This window comes from Serratia sp. CoH_122_TC_1 (assembly GCF_058191755.1).
Genome location: NZ_JBXWLA010000011.1, coordinates 1 through 22579, shown reverse-complemented (window position 1 = coordinate 22579; position 22579 = coordinate 1). Strand labels below are relative to the sequence as shown.

Genomic DNA, 22579 nt, shown 5'->3' with positions numbered 1-22579 from the left:
GCCTAGAGGAATTATTTGGTTGCCGTCGGGCTACTTTTGGCTGGCTTAATCAGCCCGTCAGCCCGGAACATGGCTTTGATACCGCGCACGGCCTGGCGGATACGGTCCTGGTTTTCGATCAGCGCGAAACGCACGTGGGTATCACCGTAGTCACCAAAACCGATGCCTGGCGATACGCAGACCTTGGCTTCCGCCAGCAGACGCTTGGCAAACTCCAGTGAACCAAGGTGCGCATAAGGCTCTGGGATTTTTGCCCAAACGTACATTGAGGCTTTCGGGTTCTCCACCATCCAGCCCGCTTCATGCAGCCCTTTTACCAGCACATTACGGCGTTGACGATATTGCTCTGCAATATCCAACACGCATTGCTGATCGCCTTCCAGTGCCGCAATAGCCGCTACCTGTAAGGGGGTGAAGGTGCCATAGTCATGATAACTCTTGATACGCGCCAGCGCGTTGACCAGCTCAGGATTACCGACCATGAAACCAATTCGCCAGCCTGCCATATTGTAGCTTTTCGACAGCGTGAAAAACTCCACCGCAATGTCCTTGGCACCAGGAACCTGCATAATGGATGGCGCTTTCCAGCCGTCATACACGATGTCGGCATAGGCCAGATCGTGGATCACCAGTACATTGTATTGTTTAGCCAGCGCAACTACGCGCTCAAAAAAGTCCAGCTCTACGCATTGCGCCGTCGGATTCGATGGGAAGCCGAGGATCATCATTTTCGGGCGCGGAATGGTTTCGCGTATGGCACGCTCCAGCTCACCAAAGAAATCCACACCGTCCACCAGCGGTACCGAACGCACCTGGGCACCGGCAATCACCGCACCGTAAATGTGGATCGGGTAGCTTGGATTTGGTACCAGCACGGTGTCGCCGTGATCGAGCGTCGCCAACATCAGGTGCGCCAGCCCTTCTTTTGACCCTATGGTGACAATGGCTTCGCTTTCGGGGTCGATCTCCACCTGGTAGCGATCGGCGTACCAGCGTGAAATAGCACGGCGTAAACGCGGGATGCCGCGCGAGGTGGAATAACCGTGGGTGTCGTCACGTTGTGCAACGGTGCAGAGTTTTTCCACAATGTGCGGCGGCGTTGGCCCGTCGGGGTTGCCCATGCTGAAATCGATAATATCCTCGCCGCGACGGCGTGCGGCCATCTTCAGTTCGGCGGTGATGTTAAATACATAAGGGGGGAGACGTTCAATACGCGTGAAACGGCGTTGCGGACTATTATCAGCCATAGATACCTCGAAGAGACGTTAGCGCCCGGACCATCCGAGCGACGCTGGCCAACCTAAGATTGACCGGATATTGAACATATCTCAGCCTTGGCAGGCTTGTCGATACCCGGCACAACATTTTTATTTGACGCCCCTAAACTCCGACACCAATAACCCGAACTGCCAGTCATCGCGCCATTGCCCCGCCAACTGGTAGTTATCGCGCAACGTGCCCTCCAACAGAAAGCCACAGGATTCCAGCAGTCGGCGCGAGGCAATATTGCCCTCGGTCACCGTGGCTGTCAGCTTATGAAAATCGCAGGCGTTAAAAGCAAAATCCAGCACTGCCCGCAGAGATTCCTTGCCATAACCCTTACCCTGCGCGAGCGGCAGGCTGCCATATCCCACTTCTGCCTGCCGGTAGGGGTGCCATTGTGGGCGAAAACCGGTCATACCAACCGCGTCTTCACTGGCCTTTTCTCTCATCACCAGGCACAGCCACTGCTCCCCATATTTGTCCCAGGCGGGGAGTCGGGCCTCAAAACGCGTGCGAATTTCTGCTTCACTGAGCGGGTCGGCAATATAACGAATCACCTCTGGATCCTGATACAGACGCAGGAACAGCGGCCAATCGTCGGCAGTGATTGACTCCAGGATCAAACGTTCAGTGACCAGTTTCATTGTTTCTATCTCCTAAAAACATAAACCTCCGAAAAACGAAAATGAGGAAGTTACGAATGAAAGATATCCCTTTATTTTCCCCTATTAAATCCAGATAATCATTAACGTTAAAACAACAAAACCATAACGCCTTACCCGCTCCCCTACAACCGTTCGTCGTTGCCTGCTGGCAGCGAGAGGAGAACACCATGGCTTCTTTACGCATTGACGATATTCCAAGCGCGATTAAAAGCGTCAAACAGCAACTGCGGCAAGCATTACCAAATTACCGAGAGACTTTCCTGGCGCTGGAGGACAATATCCGCCAGCAAGTCGAGAAAATCCGCCAGGAATTGGCGGCGGGTGAGAACCCGGTTCCGCAAATCGATGCCGAAGATATCCTGCAACAACGCGTCAGCGAACAGCAAAAAAAACTGATTAAACAGCGTGGCGCGTGCGCTATCCGTGGCGTATTTCCCCGTGACAAAGCCGCGGCCTGGAACCGTGAAATCGGTCACTACCTCGATCGCAACAATTTCGTCGAACGCTTGAAAGGCGCGGCCGAAGACAACTATTTCGGCAAACTCGCTGCCAGCAAGCCGCAGATTTACGGTATTTACTGGTCAAAACCGCAGGTAGAAGCGCGCCAGGACGCACGCATGCACGCGGTACAAGTATTCCTCAACAGCCTGTGGGAAACCGAAAGCAACGGTAGACAACATTTTGATCCAACGCGCGTCACGACCTATGCCGATCGTACTCGTCGCCGTCCGCCAAACTCTTCATCGCTGGGCCTGTCGCCGCACGTAGACAGCGGCACCATTGAGCGTTGGCTGGATGAGAACTTCCGCTATGTCTATCGTCACGTGTTCTCCGGCAATTGGCAATCGTATGACCCGTTCGCCGCCGATGGCCGTACTGAAGTGCGTGAGATCGCCTCTCCGGCTGTGTGTTCGATGTTCCGTACCTTTCAGGGATGGACGGCATTGACGCCACAGCGAACCAACGCAGGCACACTGAATCTGGTCCCCATCGCCAACGCCATGGCCTATGTGCTGCTGCGTGCGCTGCAAGATGACGTCGCCGATGACGATCTGTGCGATGCCGCGCCTGGCCGCGCACTGTCAATCTCGGAAAAATGGCATCCCCTTTTATTAAGTGGGATTTCCCCTATTCCTGATTTAGAGCCCGGCGACACCGTTTTTTGGCATTGCGACGTCATCCATGCGGTAGAAAACGAACATAACGGCGAGTTCGACAGCAACGTGATGTACATCGCCGCCGCGCCAGGTTGCGAGAAAAACGATGCCTACCTGCAACGCCAGCTGCCCAGTTTTATCTCGGGCAGAACACCGCCGGATTTTGCGCCAGATGATTTCGAAGTGGATTTCATTGGCCGTGCCACCGTCGATTTACTGACGCCGCTCGGCAAGGAACAGTTAGGCATCAAGTAACGTTCCCCCCCGTGGTGCGCCGCTCGGCCGCCACGGGGTCACTAGGCTGTGATATACTTCCCTCCCTATTCCCACCGCAACGAGAGCCTGTCGTGCACCCTTTTTTTGAAATGCTGCTAGCGGTGTTTGACCGCGCCGCGTTGATGCTAATTTGCCTGTTCTTCCTCACCCGCACCCGGCTGTTCCGCCAATTGCTGCAAAAAGAGGACCATACGCCGCTTGAGCTGGGCATGGTTACCGCCATTTTCTCGCTGTTTGCGCTGTTCAGTACTTACTCCGGTGTCAATGTTGAAGGCTCGCTGGTCAACGTGCGGGTGATTGCCATTATGGCTGGCGGCATTTTGTTCGGGCCTTGGGTGGGGGTCATCACCGGCATCATCGCCGGGGTGCACCGCTACCTGATCGATATCGACGGCATTACCTCCATTCCTTGCCTGATCACCAGCATTATTGCCGGTATCAGCGCCGGTTATATCAATCTGAAGGTAAAAAAGGAGCAGCGTTGGCGCGCCGGGATCCTCGGCGGCATGTTGTGCGAATGCCTGACCATGCTGTTGATTGTGCTGTGGGCTAAGCCGACCGAGTTAGGGCTGGATATCGTTTCCAAAATTGCGCTACCGATGATCCTTGGCACGGTGTGTATCGGCCTTATCGTGCTGCTGGTGCAAAGCGTTGAAGACGAAAAAGAAGTGATCGCCGCCCGCCAGGCCAAGCTGGCGTTGGACATTGCCCGCAAAACCCTGCCCTATTTCCGCAATATAAACAGCGAATCGCTGGCGACCATCTGCGACATCATCCGCCATGATATTCAGGCCGATGCGGTAGCCATCACCGATACTCACCAGGTGTTGGCTTACGTTGGCGTGGGCGAAGAAGCTTATCCGATGGGCCGTGAAGGGTTGAGCCGAGTGACGCGGGAAAGTATCCGACACGGCAAGATCATCATCAAAAACAACCTGGAGAACCCCGCTACGCCGCAAATCCACTCGCAGCTGGTGATCCCGCTGTGGGAAAAAGGTGAAGTGACTGGCGCGCTGAAAATTTACTACTGCCATGCCCACCAAATCACCAATACGCTGAAAGTCATGGCCGTTGGCCTGTCGCAGATTATCTCGACCCAGATGGAGGTATCGCGTATTGAACATCTACGCCAGATGGCGGATAAAGCGGAAATGCGCGCCCTGCAGAGCAAGATTAACCCGCACTTTCTGTTTAATGCGCTGAACGCCATTTCCTCTTCAATCCGCCTCAATCCAGACACCGCGCGGCAGTTGATTATCAATCTGTCACGCTACCTGCGTTATAACCTGGAACTGAACGACGAACTGATCGACATCCGTAAGGAACTGCATCAGATCCAAGACTATATCGCGATCGAACAAGCGCGGTTTGGCGCCAAATTGACGGTGATTTATGACATCGATGACGATATTTCGGTGCGTATTCCCAGCCTGCTGATCCAGCCATTGGTGGAGAATGCCATTGTACACGGCATCCAACCCTGTAAAGGCAAAGGTGTCGTGGTGATTGCCGTGAAAGATCAGGGCGACAGGGTTAAAATTTCGGTCAAAGACACGGGGCACGGTATCGATCAGAAGGTCATCGACCGCGTCGCCCGCAACGAAATGCCGGGGCACAATATTGGCTTACTGAACGTACATCATCGGGTCTCTTTGCTGTACGGTGAGGGGCTGCGTATCCGCCGCCTGGAACCCGGCACTGAAATTGCCTTTTACATCAGCAAAAATGGCGGCAAACTGCAGGTGGAAAACGGCGGACTGCCGGCCGGGGAGCCATCATGAAAGCCATCATTGTTGAAGACGAGTTCCTCGCCCAGGAAGAACTCAGCTACCTGATCAAAAAACACAGCAATATTGTCATCGAAGCCACCTTCGAGGATGGATTGGATGTGTTGAAATACCTGCAAAACCATCAGGTCGATGCAATTTTCCTCGACATCAACATCCCGTCGTTGGATGGGGTTCTGCTGGCGCAAAACATCAGTAAGTTTGCCCACCGCCCTTCGATCGTATTTATCACCGCCTATAAAGAGCACGCGGTAGAAGCCTTCGAGATAGAAGCGTTTGATTACATCCTCAAGCCTTATCATGAAGCGCGTATCGTCACCATGTTGCAAAAGCTCGAAGCGTTGCATAACCGCCCCGCGGCCCTGCCGGAACAAGCCAGCGCACCAAGCCGCAACAAGAACAGCATTAATTTAATCAAAGACGAACGGATTATCGTTACCGACATTAACGACATCTATTATGCCGCTGCCGATGAAAAAGTGACGCGGGTCTACACCCGGCGCGAAGAGTTTGTGATGCCGATGAACCTCACCGAGTTTTACGGCCGCCTGCCTGAAGAACATTTCTTCCGTTGCCACCGCTCTTATTGCGTCAATCTGTCGAAGATTCGCGAAATTGTGCCTTGGTTCAACAATACCTATATTCTGCGGCTGAGCGACCTGGATTTCGAAGTGCCGGTCAGCCGCAGCAAGGTCAAAGAGTTTCGCAAACTCATGCGGTTATGATCGCCAGCGATTACCAGCGCGGCCCAGGAGCATAGTAATAGCCCGGAGGGGGTGGCGGTGGCATACGGTAATGCGGTCGATCGCGCCATTCACGCCGTGGCGGGCCGTAATAAATCACCCGTGGCGGCGGGCCATAATAATAACCGCGCGGGCGTTCATAAACCCGATGTTCAGACCACCAGCGAGGATCGCGCCAGCGGTAACCGTCCCAATAATGGCCACGGTTATCACGATCGCCAATGTGCAATGACAAACCTGGCACATTCACGCCGATGGAGACGTCCGCATGGCTCACCAACGGCAGTGACAGCAATGCGGCCAATAACAACACTATTTTCTTCATTTCAACGACTCCTGCAGAGCGGAACCCGTCCGTTCACAGATAACATAGATCTGCGCCAAGCCCCGCTCTATAGGAACAATGCCCATTTACGCCATTCACACACATCCTTCACAATTCGAACACAATCGTAATGGGGAGATGCGCGATAAATCGCTAACATTCTTGATGTAGATCACGTGGCATCAGGTGCATTTCATCCCGTTTTAGCCCCTAAAACGGCAACTCATGCACCGCCAGATGCATTTCATTCCTTCCCCTGTGCAACTCATTCCCGATCCGCCGTCGTGTGGTACTACCAGCCATATAATATGCCCATACCGCGGGGTTCACGACACCGCCCGCAAATTTCAGCCAACGGCTAACGCCCGGCAATGCACACACAGGAAGGAGCCCGGCCATGAACACCAAACCGGCAAATCGCAGCTTAATCGTTCTGGGTACCATCATCTGTCAGATGGGCCTCGGCACTATCTACACCTGGAGCCTGTTCAACCAGCCGTTGGTCGACAAGTTTCACTGGGGCCTCGGCGACGTCGCAACCACCTTCTCCATCACCAGTTTCTTCCTGGCTTTCGCCACGCTGTTTGCCGGTAAGCTGCAAGAGCGTTTCGGTATCCGCAACCTGACACTGTGTTCGGGTATTTTGGTTGGCCTGGGTCTGATTGCCAGCGCTTACGTCAGCTCACTGGACATGATTTATCTGCTGGCCGGCGTAGTGGTCGGCTTTGCGGTCGGTATTGCTTATATCTCCACCCTGTCTAACCTGATCAAATGGTTCCCAGCCAACAAAGGGCTGATCTCCGGCATCTCTGTGGGTGCTTTCGGCAGCGGTAGCCTGTTGTTCAAATACGTTAACGCCGCGCTGATTGCCGACATCGGCGTCTCGTCCGCTTTCTTCTACTGGGGTGCCATTGTGATGGCGCTGATTGTACTGGGTTCCCTGCTGCTGAAAGAACCGGTGCTGGTGAGCAAATCTGCACATCAAAGCGCAGGCAGTTTGGGCAATGACTTCAGCGTACGTCAGATGTTGGCGACCAAAGAAGCCTACCTGCTGTTCACCATTTTCTTCGCGGCCTGCATGAGTGGCCTGTACCTGATTGGTATCGTGAAAGACATGGGCGTTCAACTTGCAGGGATGGATTTAGCGACCGCCGCCAATACCGTGTCCGCCGTTGCTATCTTCAACACCGCAGGGCGCATCATTCTGGGTACGCTGTCAGATAAAGTGGGCCGTATGCGCGTCATTAGCTTCACCATGCTGGTTACCGTGCTGGCGATTGTGGCGCTGAGCTTCCTTACCCTGAACCACACGCTGTTCTTCATCTGCGTCGGCGCCGTCGCCTTCTGCTTTGGTGGCAACATTACCGTATTCCCAGCGATTGTCGGTGACTTCTTCGGCCTGAAAAACCACAGCAAAAACTACGGCATCATCTACCAAGGTTTCGGTTTGGGCGCACTGGCCGGTTCGTTTGTCGCCAAATACTTCGGCGGCTTCCACGCGACCTTTATGGTGATTGGCGTACTGTCTGTTGTTTCTCTGGCTATCACCCTGTTCATCAAGGCACCAAAAGCGGTGGCGCAGGAAGAAGAAGACTTCCCACAGGCGGATCTGGTCAAAGCCTAATCCCTTGAATGACAAAAGGGGCGCAACCCACGGGTTGCGCCCCTTTTTTTATCACGGCTTTCGGTTACAAATGCATACCCAGCGTCTGGCGCAAGTGAGCGCCAGCACCCAGTAAACCGGGTTGCCCATGGGTGATCATAAATACTGGGATATCCTGTACGTAATCCTTGAAACGCCCTTTATCCTCGAACGCCGCACGGAAACCGGAGGCTTTGAAGAACGCCATAAAGCGCGGCACGATACCACCGGCAATATAAACACCGCCAAAGGTGCCCAAATTCAGCGCCAGGTTGCCGCCAAAGCGGCCCATGATCACGCAGAACAACGACAGGGCACGGCGGCAGTCAATGCAGCTATCAGCCAAGGCGCGTTCGGTAATGTCCTTCGGCTCCAGTTTTTCTGGCAGACGCTTATCTGACTTGACGATAGCGCGGTAGAGATTGACCAATCCTGGCCCAGATAGCACACGTTCTGCGGAGACATGCCCAACTTCAGCGCGTAACACTTGCAGAATGATATCTTCTTCTTCACTGTTCGGTGCGAAATCAACGTGCCCCCCCTCGCCCGGCAAGCTCACCCAGCGACGGTCAACATGCACCAGATGCGCGACCCCTAACCCGGTACCGGCACCATATACCGCGATCGGTTTATCTTTCTGCGCACTGCTACCGCCAAACTGCAATACGTCGTCTTGCGACAACATCGGGATCGCCATCGACACGGCGGTAAAGTCATTGATCACTTCCAGATGACTCAGCCCCAGATTGGCCTTCATCTCTTTGATTGAGAATGCCCAGGTATGATTGGTCATGGCCACCCAGTCTTCAGTGACAGGACAGGCAATCGCAATACAGGCATCCTGAACCTGGATATTCTGCTCTTTTAAATATTGGCGGATCACGGCTTCCAGGCTGTCGAACTCCAGGCCGGAATAGGTTTTCGCCTGGGTAATTTCACCCGTCGCCACAGTGCACAACGCAAGGCGGGCATTGGTGCCGCCTACATCACCTACGAGGGCATAAGTCATCAGTATCTTCTCCGCAAAATGAATAATAGAAAGCTGCCCACACTGTAAAATCCCACTGCAAAAACAACAATCACCATCCTCTGCGCGGCCATCCATTAGCGATCTTGATCACAAAAAACGGTTCAGCCAACCCTTTCCAACCCCATTTGAAACAAATTGCGGCAAAAAACGGGCCACGGTCACTGTTAACCGTCATGACAGAAAGGCACTATTAACCGGCTGCGGCCTTTACGCCCGGCCAGAAATATCTTTGCGTGCCTGCGTGCCGATTGTCTGGCAAGCTGTGGCCACAACCATCACCCGTTCGGCCTGCCATCCAGGGCCATTGATAAGGGATCCCTGCATGCTGCACCCGCGCGCCAATGCCATGTTGGCTTTCGCTCTGCCCGCTCTCGTTATCGGTTCGGCCTCAAGCCTGGTCCTCATTCTGGTGATGAAATTCGCCGATGCATTGCAGCGGCTGCTCTGGGTGAATATTCCTGCGGCGATGAATATCGATACCCATTCGCCCTGGTGGCTGATCGGCATTCTGACGCTGACCGGCGTCGCCGTTGGGCTGATTATCCGCTACATGCCTGGCCATGCGGGGCCTGATCCGGCCACTGAATCGCTGATTGGCATGCCACTGCCGCTTTCGGCACTGCCGGGTCTTGCGCTGGCACTGATCGTTGGCCTGGTGGGCGGCGTCAGTCTGGGGCCGGAAAATCCGATCACCGCCATCAATATTGCGCTTGTCGTGGCCATGGGCTCGCGTCTGCTACCCAAGGTCCCACGAATGGACTGGATTATTCTGGCTGCGGCCGGCACCATCGGCGCACTGTTTGGTACCCCAGTCGCGGCAGCCTTGATCTTCTCCCAAACCCTGGCGGGCAATAATGATGTACCGCTGTGGGACAGGCTGTTTGCGCCGTTGATGGCGGCGGCGGCCGGTGCCGTCACCACGCAGCTCTTTTTCACCCCAAACTTTGCACTGCAGATCGATGCTTATGCCGCTACCCGGCTGACGGATATTTTCAGTGGCTCGATCGTCGCCCTCATCGCCGTCGCACTGGGCATGGTGGCCGTATGGAGCTTTCCTCATGCCCATCGCCTATTCCACTCCATTAAAAATCCGGTGCTGATGTTGGGGCTAGGTGGCTTTGTACTGGGATTGCTGGCGTTGATCGGCGGTGATATCACCCTGTTTAAAGGGCTTGATGAAATGAAACGGCTGGCGATTGGCGAAAGTTTCTCCGTCACGGAGCTGTTGCTGATTACACTGACCAAACTGGCAGCACTGGTGATTGCTGCCGCCAGCGGTTTTCGCGGCGGACGTATTTTCCCTGCGGTCTTTATCGGGGTGGCGTTGGGCCTGATGCTGCATCAGCACGTCCCGGCGGTACCGGCTGCCATTACCGTATCCTGCGCCATTATGGGGTTAGTGCTGGTGGTAACGCGTGATGGTTGGCTTAGCCTGTTTATGGCCGTTGCCGTCGTGCCAGAATTGCACCTGCTGCCAGTGTTATGCGTCGTGATGTTGCCCGCATGGCTGGTACTGGCGGGCAAACCCCTGATGTTGGTGGGGAGACGCCAACCGCCCCACGACGATTAGGCCAGCGCGTATTCCGCCGCAGCGCGCGCATGGATGGCGGTCGTGTCAAATACCGGCACTGACGCATCCTGCGCGCCAACCAGCAAACCAATCTCGGTGCAGCCGAAAATAATGCCTTGCGCCCCCTGCTGTTCCAGGTCACCGATAATACGGCGATATTCGTCGCGTGACGTATCGCGGATTTTCCCCAGGCACAATTCTTCATAAATAATGCGGTGCACAATGTCACGATCGGCCGCCACCGGGGTCACGACTTCTATGCCAAACTTTTCCTGCAGCCGCCCGCGATAAAACGCCTGCTCCATAGTAAAGCGCGTACCGAGCAGCCCGACACGGCGAATATCCTGTTGCCGTACCTGCAGCGCCGTTGCGTCGGCGATGTGAATGAGCGGTAATCCGCTTGCCTGTTCAACCGCATCCGCCACCTTGTGCATCGTGTTGGTGCAAATGACGATGGCCTGCGCACCCGCGGCACGTAGTGAGGCCGCCGCCGAGGCTAACAAGCGCCCCGCGCCGTCCCAATCGCCCTGATGCTGCAGGCGTTCCACCTCGTGGAAATCAACACTGTAGAGAACGATTTTGGCCGAATGCAGACCCCCAAGCCGGTCTTTCACCTGCTCATTGATCATGCGGTAATAGGGAATGGTCGATTCCCAACTCATTCCCCCCAGCAGGCCCAATACTTTCATCGTTTTCTCCTCAGTCATATTGCGGTCACTGCTCGACATTACCTGAGAATGACAGCGATGACGACGCCTTATTTAGCGGAAGAGTTGGCGGGTTGACGCGCATCAAACCAACGCTGGCGCAGCGTATCGTAGACCCAGTTATAAAGCATGGTGTACGGCAGGAAGAACAGGAAGAAACCGATCTCCAGCATAAACGCCTGCAGTAAAGAAATACTTAACATCCAGGCGGCGATAGGTACACCGATCAACACGAATCCCGCCTCAAAGCCCAGGGCATGAAACACCCGCACTTTAAGGTTACGTACCACACGGCCCACAGGCCACAAACGGTCAAAAAGGGTGTTATAAACCATATTCCACACCATAGCGACGGTGGACAACATCACCGCCAACGCACCGACCTGCACCATCGAACGGTTAAGCAACCACGCACCCAATGGGGCACAGATCATCACTGCGATGGCTTCAAACCCGACGGCATGGACGATACGTTCAATGAAAGACTTGTTTTGCAGTTGCATACATCACCTATTTTTTACCCTATTCATTGGTAAGGGCGCTGTAATCCGCGCCCCTATGACCAGGAACGAACTTATTCGCCCCTGACGAAAACCAGGTGATTATTATCGTATTTTTGATTAGATTAAAGATAGGTTCCATCGATAAAGTAGATACATCATGCGTTATTCCCCCGAAGCCTTACAGGCGTTTGTCGAAGCGGCCGCCCTCGGTTCCTTCTCTGCCGCCGCCCGCAAACTGCGCAAAAGCCAGTCAACGGTCAGCACGGCCATCGCCAACCTGGAAGCCGATCTCGGGTTAATCCTGTTCGATCGCCAGGCCCGGCAACCGGTCTTGACCGCTGCCGGGCACAAAGTCTTGGGTCACGTGCAGGAAATCCTCGCCGCCAGCGAGCGATTGGACGCACTGAGCATTCGGTTGGCGGACAACATCGAGCCGCGCCTCAGCCTGGTGTTCTCCGACACCTATCAGCCGAAGCACCATGACCGACTGATGCAACTTTTCGAGCAACGCTATCAGGATATCGAGCTGGAGTGGATGATCGCCGAAGAAGGCGACGTGCTAGATCTGCTACAAAGCGGTCGCGCGCACATTGGCATGGTTGAAGTACAGGCCAGTTACCCACCTGACATTGGTTTTGCACGGCTGCCGGAGCAGACGGAAATGGGGTTGTTCATCGCGCATACGCACCCATTGGCGCAGACTGTCACCCCAACGCCTGAACAACTGTCCAGTACGCGTCAACTTATTTTGAACACCTATACCGGGGCTGTTCCCCCCCGCTCTGGCGGTTTGGTATGGTCTGCACCCAGCTACCTGCTGTTGCTGGAAATGGCAGAGCAAGGGTTCGGTTGGGCGGTACTGCCACACTGGCTGGTTAAGCAATATGGCCACAACAAACTGACCGAGTTACGCCCGCGCGGCTGGCCCAAGCTGATATCGGTGGATGCGGTGTGGTCAAAGCTGACCCCGCCGGGGCCGGCGGGGTATTGGATGTTGGAGCGGCTACTGGAAAGCGATCAAGATCAGGCCGCCACGTTACGTGACTGAATCGCGCGCGAGATGGTGTCCAGTAATTCGGGGATATCCATCTTCGGCAGCACCACTTCAACAAAAGCCAGTTGCTGGCTGTCCGCTAACGCTTTTAAAGCCTGGCGTAGCTGTTCCGGTTCGGTGACTCGCAGCGTTTTCACCGGATGCTCACCCGCCAATGCCTGCGGCAGCAGTGTCCAGTTCCACTGAGCGATATCGTTATAACGCTGCTGCGGGCCGTGGATTGCCCGTTCAACGGTATAACCGTCATTATTCAGCAGGAAGATCACCGGTTTTAGCCCGTCACGCAACATCGATCCCAGTTCTTGCGCCGTAAGCTGCGCCGAACCGTCGCCGATCAACAGCACCACCCGCCGATCTGGCTCCGCCGTTTGTGCGCCGAACGCCGCCGGCAGGGTATAACCGATAGACCCCCACAGCGACTGGACGATAAACCTGCATCCCTGAGGCAGGCTAAGCCCCGCAGCGCCAAAACAGGCGGTACCCTGTTCGACGATCAGGATATCGTTTGGCCGTAAAAAGTCCTGAATCTGCTGCCAAAAGCCATGTTGATCCAACCCTGTCCCCGTGGGGTCCGGCAAAGTTGGGCGCTCGATGGCCGGTAATTGCCACTGTGTTGCCAGCGACAACGTTAATTGGTGTAGGGCGCTGATCGCATCATGCATCGGGATCTGGCTGAATACCTGATGCCCTACGCGTGTTTCAAATGGCTGAACATCAATGCGTTTCTCCACAGGCAAATGATGGGTGAAACCAGCCGTAATGGTATCGGTGAAACGCACGCCGACGGTTATCACCACGTCTGCATTCTCAATCAGCTGTTTCACCTGCGGATCGCTGGCTGCCCCAGCATAGGTACCCGTAAAGCAGGCATGCGATTCGTCCAACACGCTCTTTCCCATCAGCATCGTTGAATGCGGCATGTCGACCTCCGCCATCCACTGTTCCAACCCCCTTTCAGCACCAAAACGTTCCGCCAAAAAATCGGCCAGCAAAGAAACCCGTCGTGCAGGAAGCAACATCTCACGTGCGGCCGCGACAAATGCCTGCAGTGATGCCTGTGAAAGATTTGCCTGCCGCAACATAAGCGGTGTAGGTCGGGACGCCAACGGCGCTTCTGCCACCTCACTCGGCAGCAACAGGTAGACAGGGCGATGCTCAAACAGCGCGGTGGTCAGCAGGCGATCGATCTCTGCTTCTGCGTTGTCGGCAGTGAGGCTGGCCTGCGCCACTGTCACTTCTCTCGCCATCCGGGCAAAATGACCAAAATCCCCATCCCCCAGCGAATGGTGCAGTAAATCCCCAGCACGCTGCGCGCGTAGCGCCGGGGCACCAACGACATGGATCACCGGCAAATATTCTGCATAGCTGCCCGCAATGCCGTTGACCGCACTGAGTTCACCGACGCCAAAAGTGGTCAACAAGGCCGCCGCCGGTTTGCAACGCGCATAACCATCTGCTGCATAGGCAGCGTTAAGTTCATTGGCACATCCCACCCAGGTGATCTGCGGGTGAGCGATAACGTGATCGAGAAACTGCAGATTGTAATCCCCAGGCACACCGAAGAAATGTCGGATACCAATCTGAGCTAAACGATCGAGTAGATAATCAGCCACCGTATAGTTTTTACTCATGATCATCACCTACCAATGGTTGTAATTTCTACTACTAAGTATCGAAGAAATTGCACAAATTTCGAACTTTGCGCTTAAAAGGCAATTGGCAACCTTGCGTTACATCCCCCCTTTGGCATTTATGATAAATTCCCCATCAACGGGGTGAGTCGTCACCCGCCAAGCGTGATCAAGCGCTCTGACAAAGACAGTGAAAACGCATACACTAAAATTCATTTCATCTCTGCTGAAAAGGGTTTGTATGCTTTATCAGGCTGATTCTTCACGCTATCAAAGTATGGAATACCGCCGCTGCGGACGCAGTGGTCTAAAACTCCCGGCAATCTCACTGGGCTTATGGCACAACTTTGGTGACACGACGCTGTATGACAATGCGCGTAAACTGATCCACTGCGCGTTCGATCACGGCATCACGCACTTTGATTTGGCAAACAATTATGGCCCGCCTCCCGGCTCCGCCGAGGAAAACTTCGGCCGCATTCTTAACGCGGATTTGAAGCCCTGGCGTGATGAACTGATCGTCTCCTCAAAAGCCGGTTACACCATGTGGCCGGGCCCTTATGGCGACTGGGGATCGAAAAAGTACCTGGTTGCCAGTCTGGATCAAAGCCTGCGGCGCATGGGCCTGGAATACGTCGACATTTTCTACCACCATCGCCCTGATCCAGATACACCACTGGAAGAAACCATGGCCGCGCTGGATCTGCTGGTACGTCAGGGCAAGGCGCTCTATATCGGGTTGTCCAACTACCCCGCCGACCGTGCGCGCCAGGCGTTCGGCATTCTGCAAAAGCTGGGCACGCCCTGTGTCATCCACCAGCCCAAATACTCTCTGTTCGAGCGTTGGGTTGAACCCGAATTATTGGATACGCTGGAAGAGCACGGCGTGGGTTCCATTGCCTTTTCACCGCTGGCAGGTGGCCTGTTAACCGATCGCTACCTGCATGGCATCCCGCAAGACTCGCGCGCCGCCAGCAGCAGCCAGTTCCTTCAACCCGGTCAGCTGACAGAGGAAAAGCTAGAGAAAGTCCGCAGACTCAATGCGCTGGCACAACAACGGGGGCAGAAGCTGTCGCAGATGGCATTGGCCTGGGTATTGCGTGGCGATCGCGTTACCTCAGTGCTGATTGGTGCCAGTAAAACCAGCCAGATTGAAGACGCCGTTGGCATGCTGAACAACCGCACCTTCAGCGAAGATGAAATCGCCCAAATTGAACAGATTCTAATGTAATCGCTTACAGTTATCGCCGGAATACCTCCCGGCGATAACCCCACGACGACAGACAAATCTTAAATCGTTCGCCCCACCCCGCTTTTCAGAATCCCTCTAAGATTCAACCCTATCCGCAACGGTTAATATGCCAATATTGCAGGTAAAACTATAAGGCTGTTTTATAAACTGATGAACGCGCTTCATTATCGATAAAACCGGCCAAACCGCTGCGGCGGATAGGAGTATTCATGTTTAAACCTCTGTTATTGGCCGCCCTCTTGGTGGTATCGACGGTGCCCGCCATACAGCAGGCAAAGGCTGAAGGCATCAGTATCGATTTGATGCCAGGCGTTTCACTACGTATAGGCGAACAAGACAACCGCGGCCGCTATTGGGACGGTTACGACTGGCGCGACCGTGACTGGTGGCAAGGCCACCAAGGCCGCTATCTGGGCGACCGTAGCCGGCGGGGATATTACTGGGACGGTTATCGCTGGCGCGACAACGACTACTGGCGCAAAAATTATTACTATCATGATGGTCGCTATCGTAAATACGATAAGCACTACTATAAGCATCATGATAAGCACCATTGGAAAGATCGGCGTCATGATGACCGTGATTATCGCCGCCATGGCAATGACGATCGCGACGATTAACGGCAAAAACCGGCATGATCCCCTAATGCCGGTAAGTTAATGTTTATCCAAAATGTGGGCAACGTTTCGGTCGAGCAAGGCCCCTAAGAACTTCAGGGTACCTTGCTCGTTTATCGACCGGAAATAACGTGACACTCGCTAAAAACACCTTATCGGGTGCCCGCTCAAAGAACACTGCTCACCAACAGATAACCATTTAGCCCAATCACCACCAGCACAATCAACTTACCTGTCGCCTGTATAGTGCGGCTGTTCACCATATCCCCCATCAGCTCACGATTACCGGTGAACGACAGCAGCGGCACCAGAGCCAATGCAATACCGAAACTCAGTAAAACCTGGCTCAACACTAGAATGCGCGTCGCATCCATCCCCAACATAATGACGATAAACGACGGCAACATGGTAACGACCCGACGTACCCACAGCGGTATGTAAAAGCGAACAAAACCTTGCATCACCACTTGCCCCGCCAGTGTTCCCACTACGGTGGAAGACAACCCAGCAGCTACCAGGCTCAGCCCGAAAATGGTTGCCGCCGCCTGGCCCAACAAGGGTTGTAGCGTCAAATAGGCCTGATCGAGGTCGGTAATCCCGCTGTGGCCATTAAAGTGGAAAGCCGCAGCGGCGGTAGCCATCATCGCCAGATTTACAAACCCAGCAATGGTCATGGCAATAGCAACGTCAACCTTGGTGGCCGCGTAACGATCGGCCTTTGAGTTTTCCCCTGCGGTCTGGGTTAACGATGAATGCAGATAAATAACATGCGGCATGATGGTCGCCCCCAGCACACCTGCCGCCAGAAATACCGCATCGCCGTTCGGCAAATCCGGTATCGCCATGCCTTTTAATAATGGCCCCAACTGCGGCTGCGAAAACACCAGTTCCACCATGTACGCCAACGCGACAAACAATAGAAGGCTGCCGATCACCCATTCCAAGGGTTTCTCACCGCGTTTTTGCAACATCAGGATCAGGAAGGTGGCAATACCTGTCAGGATCGCGCCCTCCAGCAGCGTAACGCCCAACAACAGTTTGAAGCCGATCGCCGCACCGATAAACTCGGCCAGATCGGTTGCCATTGCAATGATTTCTGCCTGCACCCAATAGGCCCAGACGGCCGGACGAGGGAAACGATCGCGAATATGCTCCGCAAGGTTTTTACCGGTAGCAATACCCAGTTTGGCGGACAACAGCTGGATCAGCATCGCCATGACATTGGCCCACACCACCACCCAGAGCAAGGTATAACCAAAAGAGGCACCGGACTGGATATTGGTGGCAAAGTTGCCAGGATCGATATAGCCGATAGCCGCGATAAAGGCGGGCCCCATCAGAGAAAGTTTGATCTTCCTGGATGAGCCCTGGGGACTTTCAGCCACACGACTGTTCAGCATTTTCTGAACCCTTACTTCTAATAAGCCTGTGGTTATCTTATGTAAATGATAATAATTATCAAGTGCATTTAGAGCGGTAATACTTATCTCTGTAATAGAGGAAAACGACGGGTTTAACGAAGGGTTTCGGCCAGAGGTGAACATTTTCCGCACTCTTCCGGGCCGAATTCAGAGCATAAAAGGACTTATAATCAAATTTATGCATGAATAGGAATTTCATATGCATTCATTAACCTATTGATTTTTTATGCTTTACCGTACTATTTTAAGACGTTTCCCACTATGATTTTCCATATTTGCAATAGAGCTCTCGTTTTTAAACGTGGCGTTACATAAAATGACATCCGAAATTCAGCCTGCCTCAAGTTTGGAGCAAACATGTCCCATATTGCGCACTTTGCGTTGGCGTTAGTGGTGGTCGCGATCCTGGCACTCTTGGTGTGCCGCGATCGTAAAAGCATCCGCATTCGCTACGTTATTCAACTGTTGGTTATTGAAGTACTGCTGGCCTATTTTTTCCTGCATTCGGAAGCGGGTTTAGGCTTTGTAAAAGGATTCGCAGCGCTGTTTGACAAGCTGCTCGGGTTTGCTGGGCAAGGGACTGAGTTTGTATTCGGTGGCATGGGTGATAAAGGTCTGGCCTTCTTCTTCCTGAAGGTTCTGTGTCCAATCGTCTTCATCTCCGCACTGATCGGTATTCTGCAATACATTAAAGTACTGCCGTTTATCATCCGGATTATTGGTACCGTGCTGTCAAAAGTAAACGGTATGGGCAAGCTGGAATCGTTCAACGCCGTTAGCTCATTGATCCTGGGCCAGTCTGAGAACTTCATTGCCTATAAAGATATTCTGGGCAAGATGTCAGAAAAACGCATGTACACCATGGCGGCAACCGCGATGTCTACGGTTTCCATGTCCATCGTTGGTGCTTACATGACCATGCTGGATGCCAAGTTCGTGGTCGCGGCACTGGTTCTGAACATGTTCAGCACCTTTATTGTGCTGTCATTGGTCAACCCGTACGACACCAGTAAAGAAGAAGAACTGCATCTGGGCAATTTGCACGAGGGCCAGAGCTTCTTCGAAATGCTGGGTGAATACATCCTGGCTGGTTTCAAGGTAGCTATTATCGTTGCCGCAATGCTGATCGGCTTTATCGCCCTGATCGCCGCGCTCAACGGCCTGTTCAGCGCCATCTTTGGCCTGAGCTTCCAGGAAATTCTGGGCTACTTCTTCTATCCATTCGCTTGGATTATGGGTATTCCTAAGCACGAAGCGTTGCAGGTTGGCAGCATCATGGCGACCAAACTGGTTTCCAACGAATTCGTCGCGATGATGGAACTGCAGAAAGTCTCTGCTGAACTGTCACCACGCAGCATGGGTATTCTGTCCGTGTTCCTGGTGTCCTTCGCCAACTTCTCTTCCATCGGTATCGTTGCCGGTGCGATTAAAGGGCTGAATGAGCATCAGGGCAACGTGGTGTCTCGCTTCGGTCTGAAGCTGGTTTATGGTTCTACACTGGTCAGCATCCTGTCTGCATCCATCGCAGGCCTGGTTCTGGGCTAAGCCAAAACCCTATGACACAAAGGTCGCTTCGGCGGCCTTTTTTATTGTCTGGGATTCAACATCAGGCAGGAAAGACAGAAAGCAAAAAGCCGACCCTAAGGTCGGCTTTTCAAATGGTGGTGGAGCTAGACGGGATCGAACCGTCGACCTCTTGCATGCCATGCAAGCGCTCTCCCAGCTGAGCTATAGCCCCACAAAAGTGGTACGCTTTAACCGGCGTTACGGTATTCCCCAACCTTTCTGAGATAAAGGTTGGTGGAGCTAGACGGGATCGAACCGTCGACCTCTTGCATGCCATGCAAGCGCTCTCCCAGCTGAGCTATAGCCCCAATCCACAATCACAAAATCCTGTGAACGGGGCGCATAATATGAAACCCCTGAAACACTGTCAACGGCTAAATTGAATTACTCAGCCAAGCGCTGAAAAAGCCGCCAAATCAGCGCGTTTCACGCTAAAAAATCGCGTTTATGGGTAAAAATCAGCCGCAGCAAGCGCCGCATCACAAAAACCAAAAAACCTTATCCAATGTGTTGATTTTTAATTAACGGAATGTTAGCGATTTAGGCTTGAGTCACCCGCCCCACAGGCATAGACTGCCCCCGTCGTAAATTCCACAACTATAAACCGAGTCAGTTATGTCGTTGCATTCACCAAAAGAAATCGCTGCGCTAGCCATTCAGGCAGGCGTAAACAAAAGCCAGGCGTCACTCGCCAACCTGCTCATTCTGGGCTTTCTCGCCGGGGCCTTTATCGCGACCGGCTTCCTGCTGGACATCCACGTTATCGGCACCTTACCGGCCGAATGGGGCTCCTTCGGCGCATTGCTTGGCGCCGCTGTCTTCCCGATCGGGCTGATCCTGACCCTTCTTGCCGGTGGTGAGTTACTGACCGGTAATATGATGACATTACCGATAGCCTGGTTTGCTCGCCAGATTTCGTTTTTCGCCATTTTGCGCAACTGGTTCTGGGTCACGCTGGCCAACTTCGTCGGCAGCGTGGCTGTCGCCTATTTCTTTGGCCACCTGCTTGGCCTGACAGAGGGCGCATTCCTGCACAAAACCCTGTCCATCGCACAAGCCAAGGTCGATGCCGATTTCCTGCACGCATTCATTTCCGGCGTCGGCTGCAATTGGCTGGTGTGTTTGGCAGTATGGTTAGCCTTTGCCAGCAAAGACGTGCCGGGCAAAGTGATTGGCATGTGGTTCCCGGTGATGGCTTTTGTGGCTATTGGTTTTCAACACGTGGTGGCAAACATGTTTATAATCCCGGCCGCTATCTTTGCCGGTGGCATGAGCTGGGGCCAATATCTGCCCAACTTCACCGCCGTATTCCTCGGTAACGCATTGGGAGGTGCAGGCTTCGTCGGTTTGATGTACTTCCTCGCTTACCGCCCCGCCGTTCCTGCCAGCGAACAGGCCTGATCGGCGCAGATAAAAAAAAGCCCCGGGATAACTCCACGGGGCTTTTTTATTTACAGGCTCAGAAACGATCAGGCCTGGGCTTCACGTCCGGCGATGTAAGCCAGCGCCAGATCAATACGCTGCAGAGAACGTGCCTGACCAATAGCATGTACGGTAACATCCATACCCGGTGACTGGCCGGCACCCGTGACCGCTACGCGCAGCGGCATACCGACCTTGCCCATACCGACACCCAGCTCATCAGCCGTGCCCTGAATGGCGTCATGCACGTTTTCTGGCGTCCAGGTAGTGATAGCCGCCAATTTGGCACGTACGGCCTCCAGCGGCTGGCGTGCAACCGGACGCAGGTGTTTTTTGGCAGCGTCAGCATCGAACTCACTGAAGTCTTCGTAGAAGTAACGGCAAGACTCCGCCATTTCCTTCAGGGTTTTACAACGCTCGCCCAACAGCTTAACGATGTCTTTCAGCTCAGGGCCATTACGGGTTTCGATACCCTGTTGTTCCACGTGCCACGCCAGGTACACCGCCACTTCTTCAGCCGGCATATGGTTAATGTAATGGTGGTTCAGCCACTGCAGCTTCTCTGTATTGAAGGCACTGGCAGATTTGTTGATCGCTTCCAGAGTGAAATACTCTTTCATCTCATCAATAGAGAAGATTTCCTGGTCGCCATGGGACCAGCCCAAACGTACCAGGTAGTTCAGCAGCGCCTGCGGCAGATAGCCGTCGTCACGATACTGCATCACACCTACTGCCCCATGACGTTTAGACAGTTTTTTGCCGTCGTCGCCCAGGATCATCGAAACGTGCGCGTATTCGGGTACCGGTGCGCCCAGCGCTTTCAGAATGTTGATCTGGCGCGGGGTGTTGTTGATGTGGTCTTCACCGCGGATCACGTGGCTGATTTCCATATCCCAGTCGTCTACAACTACGCAGAAGTTGTAGGTCGGTGAACCGTCGGTACGACGGATGATCAGATCATCCAGTTCTTGGTTGCTGAATTCGATCGGGCCACGGATCTTGTCATCAAAGATGACCGAACCTTCCTGCGGGTTACGGAAACGTACCACGTGTGGCTCGTCATCTGTATGGCTGCACTGGCTGTCCCGGCAGTGACCGTCGTAACGCGGTTTTTCGCCGTTTTCCATTTGCTTTTCACGCAGCGCTTCCAGACGTTCCTTCGAGCAATAGCATTTATAGGCGGTACCCTGCACCAGCATGTCGTCAATTACCGCGTTATAGCGATCAAAACGCTTGGTCTGGAAGTACGGGCCTTCGTTCCAATCCAGGTTTAACCAGTTCATGCCATCCATAATTGCGTCGATCGCATCCTGGGTTGAACGTTCCAGGTCGGTATCTTCGATACGCAGAACGAACTCACCGCCCGCATGGCGAGTGAATAACCAGGAATAAAGCGCAGTACGGGCGCCACCGACGTGAAGATAGCCGGTTGGGCTCGGTGCAAAACGGGTTTTGATTTTCATTGGGTTCACTGCCTTATTACGCAACGCGTGTCAGCGGTTGCCGACGATTGCTCGGAATTTAAAAAAGTGGGCAACATTGTATCACCACGCGCTAATTCCTCAACGCCGACACGATATTGCTACGCCTGATTTCGCTCTCTCTGAAACGCGTTTCGCATAACAATGTGCAAAGAATCATCATTGCCGGTTATAAATATCGCATCCTGTTTAAATTTGCGGCGAACGATTGAAATCATTTTAAAAACCGTTGACTCACTTTCAACTATCCCTATAATGCGACTCCAACAAGACGGGGCGATTAGCTCAGTTGGTAGAGCATCTCCTTTACACGGAGGGGGTCGGCGGTTCGAGCCCGTCATCGCCCACCATCTTGTTGAGCAGTAAAGCAGTAAGAAATGAGAAGAATGAGGGTGATTAGCTCAGTTGGTAGAGCATCTCCTTTACACGGAGGGGGTCGGCGGTTCGAGCCCGTCATCACCCACCAC

General features: G+C 53.7%; 19 protein-coding genes and 4 tRNA genes. 12 read left to right on the top strand and 11 right to left on the bottom strand.

Annotated features, from left to right (window positions below; all coding sequences use genetic code 11):
• Positions 1-11 precede the first annotated feature (11 nt).
• On the bottom strand, positions 12-1247 hold the full coding sequence (gene alaC / locus AC2FC2_RS15160; protein ID WP_404759188.1) for an alanine transaminase: 1236 nt from the start codon (positions 1245-1247) through the stop codon (positions 12-14).
• 120 nt (positions 1248-1367) lie between these two features.
• Positions 1368-1907 carry a GNAT family N-acetyltransferase gene (locus tag AC2FC2_RS15155; RefSeq protein WP_265555550.1) on the bottom strand — a complete coding sequence of 180 codons (540 nt, stop codon included), beginning with the start codon at positions 1905-1907 and terminating at the stop codon, positions 1368-1370.
• 188 nt (positions 1908-2095) lie between these two features.
• Between AC2FC2_RS15155 and AC2FC2_RS15150 the strand changes: the two genes are divergently transcribed.
• From AC2FC2_RS15150 to AC2FC2_RS15140, 3 genes are all read left to right on the top strand, one after another.
• Entirely contained in the window at positions 2096-3340 is a 1245-nt protein-coding gene (locus AC2FC2_RS15150) for a DUF1479 domain-containing protein (RefSeq protein ID WP_404759187.1), read from the top strand.
• A gap of 110 nt (positions 3341-3450) precedes the next feature.
• Positions 3451-5142, top strand: coding sequence for a sensor histidine kinase (locus AC2FC2_RS15145; protein ID WP_245210056.1), 1692 nt, complete (start codon positions 3451-3453; stop codon positions 5140-5142).
• On the top strand, positions 5139-5873 hold the full coding sequence (locus tag AC2FC2_RS15140; RefSeq protein WP_209638747.1) for a LytR/AlgR family response regulator transcription factor: 735 nt from the start codon (positions 5139-5141) through the stop codon (positions 5871-5873). Before AC2FC2_RS15145 ends, AC2FC2_RS15140 begins: the two co-directional genes overlap by 4 nt.
• A gap of 10 nt (positions 5874-5883) precedes the next feature.
• Here AC2FC2_RS15140 and AC2FC2_RS15135 read toward each other — a convergent pair whose 3' ends face one another.
• Complete coding sequence (locus AC2FC2_RS15135; protein WP_209638745.1) at positions 5884-6216, bottom strand: DUF2502 domain-containing protein; 333 nt, start codon at positions 6214-6216, stop codon at positions 5884-5886.
• Positions 6217-6613: 397 nt separating this feature from the next.
• On the opposite strand from AC2FC2_RS15135, the gene AC2FC2_RS15130 reads away from it, so the two are divergent.
• Positions 6614-7840, top strand: coding sequence for an L-lactate MFS transporter (locus AC2FC2_RS15130; RefSeq protein WP_265555544.1), 1227 nt, complete (start codon positions 6614-6616; stop codon positions 7838-7840).
• 64 nt (positions 7841-7904) lie between these two features.
• On the opposite strand, the gene glk is transcribed toward AC2FC2_RS15130, so the two are convergent.
• Positions 7905-8870 carry a glucokinase gene (gene glk / locus AC2FC2_RS15125; RefSeq protein WP_265555751.1) on the bottom strand — a complete coding sequence of 322 codons (966 nt, stop codon included), beginning with the start codon at positions 8868-8870 and terminating at the stop codon, positions 7905-7907.
• Between the two features lie 340 nt (positions 8871-9210).
• Between glk and AC2FC2_RS15120 the strand changes: the two genes are divergently transcribed.
• Positions 9211-10458: an ion channel protein gene (locus AC2FC2_RS15120; RefSeq protein WP_490659469.1), complete on the top strand. Its 1248-nt coding sequence runs from the start codon at positions 9211-9213 to the stop codon at positions 10456-10458.
• Here AC2FC2_RS15120 and AC2FC2_RS15115 read toward each other — a convergent pair.
• Positions 10455-11147 (bottom strand): aspartate/glutamate racemase family protein, encoded by a 693-nt coding sequence (locus AC2FC2_RS15115; RefSeq protein ID WP_209638739.1) that lies wholly within the window; start codon positions 11145-11147, stop codon positions 10455-10457. The two genes, AC2FC2_RS15120 and AC2FC2_RS15115, sit on opposite strands and share 4 nt — an antisense overlap.
• Positions 11148-11215: 68 nt before the next feature.
• On the bottom strand, positions 11216-11668 hold the full coding sequence (locus tag AC2FC2_RS15110) for a multidrug/biocide efflux PACE transporter (protein ID WP_209638737.1): 453 nt from the start codon (positions 11666-11668) through the stop codon (positions 11216-11218).
• A 157-nt stretch (positions 11669-11825) separates the two neighbouring features.
• On the opposite strand from AC2FC2_RS15110, the gene AC2FC2_RS15105 reads away from it, so the two are divergent.
• Positions 11826-12716 (top strand): LysR family transcriptional regulator, encoded by an 891-nt coding sequence (locus AC2FC2_RS15105; RefSeq protein WP_209638735.1) that lies wholly within the window; start codon positions 11826-11828, stop codon positions 12714-12716.
• Here the strand turns inward: AC2FC2_RS15105 and AC2FC2_RS15100 are convergent.
• Entirely contained in the window at positions 12692-14353 is a 1662-nt protein-coding gene (locus AC2FC2_RS15100; RefSeq protein ID WP_490659468.1) for an alpha-keto acid decarboxylase family protein, read from the bottom strand. The genes AC2FC2_RS15105 and AC2FC2_RS15100 overlap by 25 nt on opposite strands.
• 241 nt (positions 14354-14594) lie before the next feature.
• Here AC2FC2_RS15100 and mgrA point away from each other — a divergent pair, with 241 nt between their 5' ends.
• A complete protein-coding gene (mgrA, locus tag AC2FC2_RS15095) occupies positions 14595-15584 on the top strand; it encodes an L-glyceraldehyde 3-phosphate reductase (protein ID WP_265555535.1) in 990 nt (329 codons plus the stop codon).
• A 230-nt stretch (positions 15585-15814) separates the two neighbouring features.
• Positions 15815-16225 (top strand): DUF2502 domain-containing protein, encoded by a 411-nt coding sequence (locus tag AC2FC2_RS15090; protein WP_490659467.1) that lies wholly within the window; start codon positions 15815-15817, stop codon positions 16223-16225.
• A 164-nt stretch (positions 16226-16389) separates the two neighbouring features.
• Here AC2FC2_RS15090 and AC2FC2_RS15085 read toward each other — a convergent pair whose 3' ends face one another.
• Entirely contained in the window at positions 16390-17622 is a 1233-nt protein-coding gene (locus AC2FC2_RS15085) for an Nramp family divalent metal transporter (RefSeq protein WP_209638728.1), read from the bottom strand.
• 378 nt (positions 17623-18000) lie between these two features.
• On the opposite strand from AC2FC2_RS15085, the gene AC2FC2_RS15080 reads away from it, so the two are divergent.
• Positions 18001-19188, top strand: coding sequence for a NupC/NupG family nucleoside CNT transporter (locus tag AC2FC2_RS15080; protein WP_037423734.1), 1188 nt, complete (start codon positions 18001-18003; stop codon positions 19186-19188).
• 117 nt (positions 19189-19305) lie between these two features.
• Here the strand turns inward: AC2FC2_RS15080 and AC2FC2_RS15075 are convergent.
• Positions 19306-19381: transfer RNA gene (locus AC2FC2_RS15075), tRNA-Ala, on the bottom strand.
• Between the two features lie 60 nt (positions 19382-19441).
• A tRNA-Ala gene (locus AC2FC2_RS15070) sits at positions 19442-19517 on the bottom strand.
• Positions 19518-19824: 307 nt separating this feature from the next.
• On the opposite strand from AC2FC2_RS15070, the gene AC2FC2_RS15065 reads away from it, so the two are divergent.
• The gene (locus tag AC2FC2_RS15065) at positions 19825-20610 is read left to right on the top strand and encodes a formate/nitrite transporter family protein (protein WP_404759183.1); all 786 of its coding nucleotides are present in this window, start codon (positions 19825-19827) and stop codon (positions 20608-20610) included.
• 68 nt (positions 20611-20678) lie between these two features.
• Here AC2FC2_RS15065 and gltX read toward each other — a convergent pair whose 3' ends face one another.
• The gene (gene gltX / locus AC2FC2_RS15060; RefSeq protein ID WP_209638724.1) at positions 20679-22094 is read right to left on the bottom strand and encodes a glutamate--tRNA ligase; all 1416 of its coding nucleotides are present in this window, start codon (positions 22092-22094) and stop codon (positions 20679-20681) included.
• A gap of 292 nt (positions 22095-22386) precedes the next feature.
• On the opposite strand from gltX, the gene AC2FC2_RS15055 reads away from it, so the two are divergent.
• Together AC2FC2_RS15055 and AC2FC2_RS15050 are read left to right on the top strand one after the other, a co-directional pair.
• Positions 22387-22462 (top strand) — tRNA-Val (locus AC2FC2_RS15055).
• 40 nt (positions 22463-22502) lie between these two features.
• A tRNA-Val gene (locus tag AC2FC2_RS15050) sits at positions 22503-22578 on the top strand.
• Position 22579: the final 1 nt, after the last annotated feature.

What these genes read in the sequence shown, in the direction of transcription:
- alaC (WP_404759188.1), bottom strand. Translation starts at nt 1,247, where the DNA reads ATGGCTGATAATAGTCCGCAACGCCGTTTCACGCGTATTGAACGTCTC.
- AC2FC2_RS15155 (WP_265555550.1), bottom strand. Translation starts at nt 1,907, where the DNA reads ATGAAACTGGTCACTGAACGTTTGATCCTGGAGTCAATCACTGCCGAC.
- AC2FC2_RS15150 (WP_404759187.1), top strand. Translation starts at nt 2,096, where the DNA reads ATGGCTTCTTTACGCATTGACGATATTCCAAGCGCGATTAAAAGCGTC.
- AC2FC2_RS15145 (WP_245210056.1), top strand. Translation starts at nt 3,451, where the DNA reads ATGCTGCTAGCGGTGTTTGACCGCGCCGCGTTGATGCTAATTTGCCTG.
- AC2FC2_RS15140 (WP_209638747.1), top strand. Translation starts at nt 5,139, where the DNA reads ATGAAAGCCATCATTGTTGAAGACGAGTTCCTCGCCCAGGAAGAACTC.
- AC2FC2_RS15135 (WP_209638745.1), bottom strand. Translation starts at nt 6,216, where the DNA reads ATGAAGAAAATAGTGTTGTTATTGGCCGCATTGCTGTCACTGCCGTTG.
- AC2FC2_RS15130 (WP_265555544.1), top strand. Translation starts at nt 6,614, where the DNA reads ATGAACACCAAACCGGCAAATCGCAGCTTAATCGTTCTGGGTACCATC.
- AC2FC2_RS15120 (WP_490659469.1), top strand. Translation starts at nt 9,211, where the DNA reads ATGCTGCACCCGCGCGCCAATGCCATGTTGGCTTTCGCTCTGCCCGCT.
- AC2FC2_RS15115 (WP_209638739.1), bottom strand. Translation starts at nt 11,147, where the DNA reads ATGAAAGTATTGGGCCTGCTGGGGGGAATGAGTTGGGAATCGACCATT.
- AC2FC2_RS15110 (WP_209638737.1), bottom strand. Translation starts at nt 11,668, where the DNA reads ATGCAACTGCAAAACAAGTCTTTCATTGAACGTATCGTCCATGCCGTC.
- AC2FC2_RS15105 (WP_209638735.1), top strand. Translation starts at nt 11,826, where the DNA reads ATGCGTTATTCCCCCGAAGCCTTACAGGCGTTTGTCGAAGCGGCCGCC.
- AC2FC2_RS15100 (WP_490659468.1), bottom strand. Translation starts at nt 14,353, where the DNA reads ATGAGTAAAAACTATACGGTGGCTGATTATCTACTCGATCGTTTAGCT.
- mgrA (WP_265555535.1), top strand. Translation starts at nt 14,595, where the DNA reads ATGCTTTATCAGGCTGATTCTTCACGCTATCAAAGTATGGAATACCGC.
- AC2FC2_RS15090 (WP_490659467.1), top strand. Translation starts at nt 15,815, where the DNA reads ATGTTTAAACCTCTGTTATTGGCCGCCCTCTTGGTGGTATCGACGGTG.
- AC2FC2_RS15085 (WP_209638728.1), bottom strand. Translation starts at nt 17,622, where the DNA reads ATGCTGAACAGTCGTGTGGCTGAAAGTCCCCAGGGCTCATCCAGGAAG.
- AC2FC2_RS15080 (WP_037423734.1), top strand. Translation starts at nt 18,001, where the DNA reads ATGTCCCATATTGCGCACTTTGCGTTGGCGTTAGTGGTGGTCGCGATC.
- AC2FC2_RS15065 (WP_404759183.1), top strand. Translation starts at nt 19,825, where the DNA reads ATGTCGTTGCATTCACCAAAAGAAATCGCTGCGCTAGCCATTCAGGCA.
- gltX (WP_209638724.1), bottom strand. Translation starts at nt 22,094, where the DNA reads ATGAAAATCAAAACCCGTTTTGCACCGAGCCCAACCGGCTATCTTCAC.